General features: G+C 33.3%; 2 protein-coding genes. Both read right to left on the reverse strand.

Annotated elements, in window-relative coordinates:
* Positions 1-662 (reverse strand): hypothetical protein (locus BUB36_RS18865; protein WP_131821384.1); only part of this gene is annotated, 662 nt, incomplete at its 3' end.
* A 69-nt stretch (positions 663-731) separates the two neighbouring features.
* Positions 732-1,762: S-layer homology domain-containing protein (locus BUB36_RS18870; RefSeq protein ID WP_131821385.1), on the reverse strand; the 1,031-nt coding region annotated here is incomplete at its 5' end.

Here is a 1,762-nt window from a genome sequence, read left to right on the forward strand (position 1 = left end):
GTACCTTCTTCTATTGAAGATGGCTTGGGGGTTAATTTAAGATAAGGATTAATATCTCCTTCTTGGGGTGGTGGTGATTCTTCTTTTTCAACTATAATTTCTATAGAAACAAAGTAGCACCAATACTCATTTCCATCAGCTAGTGTCTTTACTGCCTTTTGAACACCATTCGACGACCAGTTTTGCCACCATTCGTAATCTTCTTCATTTGATTCCACATCGTCCATAACTGCTAAGTAAAATTCATAATTACCTGCTTCACCTAATGTTATATTATCTATTGTTCCATATTGACTACCACTAATTATTCTCGCCACTTCCCTACCTGATGGCGTTACATATTGAAAGTCCCATTTTTTTATATCTGTTCCCTGTGTGCTTAAATCACTTATATCACGTACTGATATTGTATCTCCAACCTTTGCATATCCTTGTGGATAAGCATTTAATGTAGCGTTTAAAATATCATCAGGTGAACCATCTTGATGATGTATTATTATTCTCATACCTGCACTTGGTTGTTCTATAACATCATTAGGCTTAGGGACTGTTCTATAATCTATAACAGTTCCTGCGTATGACTTAAAATCCTGAAACTTTAGTAAAGGCAATATGTTTACAAGCATTATAATAATTAATATTTTCGCTATGATTCTCCTCATTTCCTATATTTCACCTCCTTTCTAATCTTTGTATTATATAAAAAGATAATATTATATATTATCCCTTTACTACCAAAGTGGTTCTGTAGCTACAACCTTTTGAATGTATTCCTTTTCTGTATCCTTTGTCTCATTTCTTATTACTACTTTAACCTCTGCTACGTCTCCAACCTTAGTCCAAAATCCCCTATCATATGTTTTCTCTGGTGTATAAAACCTATAAAAATTCCATCTCCAATCAATATCATGCCATTTAGTATAATCTAAATGTTTCCACCCTATACTACTTAATCCATATGGATAATTCATTTCTGGATGCTCTTCCCCATTTAATGTAAGCACTATAAACCTCATTTTATATTCATCACCACTGTTTTGATATTCTTCCTTGTTAGCTAACTGAAGGTAACAATGGTATGAATCAGAAGAACATTTAGCAGGTTTCACTTCAAATTTTGGCTCAATAAAATCTTTATTCCCTTGTTCTTCACTATCCCTGCTATCCTCAATAGGTACTTTCCTTTCTTCCTTATCTAAAAGCCTTATTATCATTGTAGAAGCTTCGGCTCTGGTAGCAGTTTTATCATATTTGAATGTACTATCTTTATAGCCTGTTATAATCCCCTTTATAAAGGCTTTTAAAACATAAGCTTGATATTCCTTAGGTATTTCTTTGTAGTCCTTTATTATTTCTTTATAATCTGCTATGTTTTCTGGATATTCTTCTTTAGATGCTCTAACTATCATTCGTGCCATTTCACCACGATTTATATTCCTATCTAATTCAGTTAAACTGAATTCATCTTCTTCCATTAAACCTAACTCTTTGGCTTTATTCACATAATTTAATGACCAATGACCTTCTGTAGAGTTGCCGTCTTTATACCCTAAAGAACTAATGAGTATTTTTGTAAACTCTCCTACTTTTATTGGGTTATCTGGCTTGAAGCTTCCATCTTCATATCCATTTATCGTTCCTAAGCTTATTAACTTATCTATGTAGCCTTTAGCCCAGTGCTTTGTAAGGTCTGTAAATTCCTTTATTTTCCCTACTTCATTTTGTGATACCTCCCCCTTTTCTGCAAATACAAAGGCTGTAC

It is taken from the genome of Paramaledivibacter caminithermalis DSM 15212 (assembly GCF_900142245.1).
GTDB classification, from domain to species: domain Bacteria; phylum Bacillota; class Clostridia; order Peptostreptococcales; family Caminicellaceae; genus Paramaledivibacter; species Paramaledivibacter caminithermalis.